The sequence below is a fragment of the Kitasatospora putterlickiae genome, assembly GCF_039527695.1.
Classification (GTDB): Bacteria; Actinomycetota; Actinomycetes; order Streptomycetales; family Streptomycetaceae; genus Kitasatospora; species Kitasatospora putterlickiae.
In genome coordinates this window covers 4357-7226 of the sequence record NZ_BAAAKJ010000046.1, presented here as the reverse complement: position 1 = coordinate 7226, position 2870 = coordinate 4357, and the positions used below count along the sequence as shown (strand labels likewise).

Annotated in this window: 2 protein-coding genes; both read right to left on the bottom strand. The window is 71.9% G+C overall.

Going from position 1 to position 2870, the window contains the following annotated elements; genetic code table 11:
• Positions 1–27: 27 nt before the first annotated feature.
• Positions 28–1305 carry an extracellular solute-binding protein gene (locus tag ABD308_RS05650; RefSeq protein WP_344327572.1) on the bottom strand — a complete coding sequence of 426 codons (1278 nt, stop codon included), beginning with the start codon at positions 1303–1305 and terminating at the stop codon, positions 28–30.
• A gap of 308 nt (positions 1306–1613) precedes the next feature.
• Positions 1614–2699 carry an aldose epimerase family protein gene (locus ABD308_RS05645; RefSeq protein WP_344327569.1) on the bottom strand — a complete coding sequence of 362 codons (1086 nt, stop codon included), beginning with the start codon at positions 2697–2699 and terminating at the stop codon, positions 1614–1616.
• Between the last annotated feature and the right edge of the window lie 171 nt (positions 2700–2870).

The following is a 2870-nucleotide window of genomic DNA, read 5'->3' as shown; positions in this document are numbered from 1 at the left end:
GGGACCGGACGGCTGGGTGGGGGTGGACTACTTGGCGAAGCCGGGGAGGAGCTTGGCGTAGTCCGTGGCGACGGTGTTCAGGCCGTCCTGGGTCGCGGTGCCCTGGACGATCTTGCCGAGGTTGGTGCCCAGCGACGCGAACAGCGAGCTGTACTCCGGCAGTTCGGGGCGCGGCCTGGCGCTCGACAGCACGCTCTGGAAGCCGGCGATGCCGGGGTCGGCCTTGACCTCGGCGGTGAAGGCGTCCTCGCGGGTCGGCAGGGTGGAGTTCTTCCGCGCGATGAAGGCCTGGCTCTCGGCCGAGGTCATGAAGGCGGCGAACTTCTCGGCGGCGGCCTTGTGGGCCTTGTCGGCACCGGCGTAGACGGAGATGTTGTGGCCGCCGGTCGGGGCGCCGCCCTTGCCGGCGGAGCCGCCGGGGACGGGGGCGATGCCCAGGTTGGCCTTGTCGGCGAAGGCGGAGCCCTTGTAGATGTTGGTGATCTCCCAGGGGCCCTGGACGATCGCCGCGACCTTGCCGCTGTTGAAGGCGTCCATCATGTGCGCGTAGGCGTCGGTGGTGACGTCGGCCTTGGCGGTGCCGGGCGCGGTGAACAGGGACTTGTAGGTCTCGACCGCCTTGACGGCCTCCGGCCCGGCGACGGTGATCTTCTTCCCCTTGGCGTCGACGGTGTCGGTGCCCTCGCCGAACAGGAACGGCATCGCGTAGTAGCCGTCGGCGGCCTTCAGCCAGAAGCCGTCGACGCCGGCCTTCTCCTTGACCGCGGCGGCGGCGGTCTTGAGCTCGTCCCAGGTGGTGGGGGCGGTGGTGACGCCGGCCTTGGTGAAGAGCTCCTTGTTGTAGAGCAGGCCGAGGGTGTCGGTGACCAGCGGCACGCCGTAGAGCCTGCCCTCGTAGGTGGCCTGCTGGATCAGGCTGGACTGGAACTTGGCGGAGTCGGCGGCGGCCGGGGTGCCGTCCAGCGGCTCCAGGTAGCCGGCCTTGGCGAAGGCGGCGGTCCAGCCGACCTCGGAGCGGAACACGTCCGGAGCGCCCTTGGCACCCATCGCGGTCTGGAGCTTGTTCTGCGCCTGGTCGAAGGGCACGTTGACGAAGTCGACCTTGACGTCCGGGTTGGCCGCCTCGAACTTCTTGACGAGCTCCTGGTAGTTCGGCGCCTCGTTGGTGGCGTTCGAGGTGTCCCAGTAGGTGAGGGTGACCGGCCCGTCGGCCTTGCCGTCCGAGCTGGAGCCGCTGCTACCACAGGCAGCCATCGAGACCGCGAGGGCCACAACGAGGGCAGAGGCCGCGATGCCACGCCGCATGAGAACTCCTTGGAGGGTGGGGGTGCCCGGAATGACCGGAGACAGGCGCATAATGGCTGCCTTGCCTCGCGCCGACCGCACCGTTGCTGCCGCCGGGCCCGGAAGGAAGTTAACAGCGGGGCAACAGTCGCGGAAAGTCCTTGCAGCAACTTTCTGCAAGGAATGGCGATCGTTACACCCGCGTGTCCTCCGCGTTGCCGCACAGTAGTTGACGGGTCCGGAATTCGTAGCACTTTGCCCGGTTTGCCCCGGTCGGTCGCGACCGCCGGGGCCACCCTCCGTGGTGAAAGACGCTTGCAGCGCCCCCGTCAGCCGGTGGTTCCGAGCCGCAGCACGGTGGTCGAGCGGAACTCCTCGCCCGGGCGCAGCACGGTGCTCGGGAAGGCCGGGTGGTGCGGGGAGTCCGGGAAGTGCTGGGTCTCCAGCGCGATCCCGGCGAACGGCCCGTACGGCACCCCGCTCGCACCGGTGACCCGGCCCTGGAAGGTGTTGGCGGTGTAGACCTGGACGCCGGGCTCGGTGGTCAGCACCTCCAGGGTGCGACCGCTGGCCGGGTCCTCCAGCCGCGCCGCCCGGGCCGGGGTGCCGTCCGCCGGACGGGGCCGCAGCACCCAGTTGTGGTCGTACCCGCCGGGCCCGGCCAGCTGCGGGTGGCCGTCGTGCAGCGACTTGCCGATCGGCCGGGCGGTGGTGAAGTCGAACGGCGTGCCGGCCACCGGATCGATCCGGCCGTACGGGATCTGCCGCTCGTCGGCGGGGGTGTAGCCGTCTGCGTCCAGGGTGAGCAGGTGGCCCAGGACGTCCCCGGAGCCCTCGCCGGCCAGGTTGAAGTAGGCGTGGTTGGTCAGGTTGACGACGGTCGGCGCGCTGGTCACCGCGTGGTAGCGGATCGCCAGCTCGCCGGCCGCGTCCAGGGTGTAGTCGACCGTGACGTCGAGGGCGCCCGGGAAGCCCTGGTCGCCGTGGGGGCTGTGCAGCCGCAGCCGGACACCGCCGGGCACCTCCTCGGCCGCCCAGATCCGGTGCGCGAAGCCGTCGGGGCCGCCGTGCAGGGTGACGCCGTTGCCGGTCGGGGCGAGCTGGTGCTCCTCGCCGTCGATGGTGACGGCGCTGTCGGCGATCCGGTTGGCGTAGCGGCCGACCACGGGGCCGTAGTGGCGGGCCGGGCCGAGGATGTCGGCGAGCCGGTCGGTGGAGAGCAGCAGCTGGGCGGGCCGGCCGTCGCGGTCGGGGGCGGTCAGGGTGTGCAGGGTGGCGCCGAGGGTGAGCACGCTCGCCTCGTAGGGGCCGGCGCGCAGCGTCCACCGCTCGATCGCGGCGCCCGCGCCCGAGGGTTCGAAGGGCTCGCGCCGCACGCTGGTGGTCTGCGGCCCGTTCGCCGGGGGCGTCGCCATGGCCTGCTCCTCATTCTGGCGGGCCACCGGAACGCGCCCGCCCTTCGCCGGGGTGCCGGGCCCCGGGCGGGGCCTGGTCGGCGTCAGCCTAGTGAGCGGGGACGGCGCGCAGGCGCTCATCGCATGCCCGCGCGCCGTCCGGTGCCGCGTGCGCCGGTGCCGGGGTGTCAG

Coding starts and splice junctions, on each gene's coding strand:
- ABD308_RS05650 (WP_344327572.1), bottom strand. CDS start 1,305: ATGCGGCGTGGCATCGCGGCCTCTGCCCTCGTTGTGGCCCTCGCGGTC.
- ABD308_RS05645 (WP_344327569.1), bottom strand. CDS start 2,699: ATGGCGACGCCCCCGGCGAACGGGCCGCAGACCACCAGCGTGCGGCGC.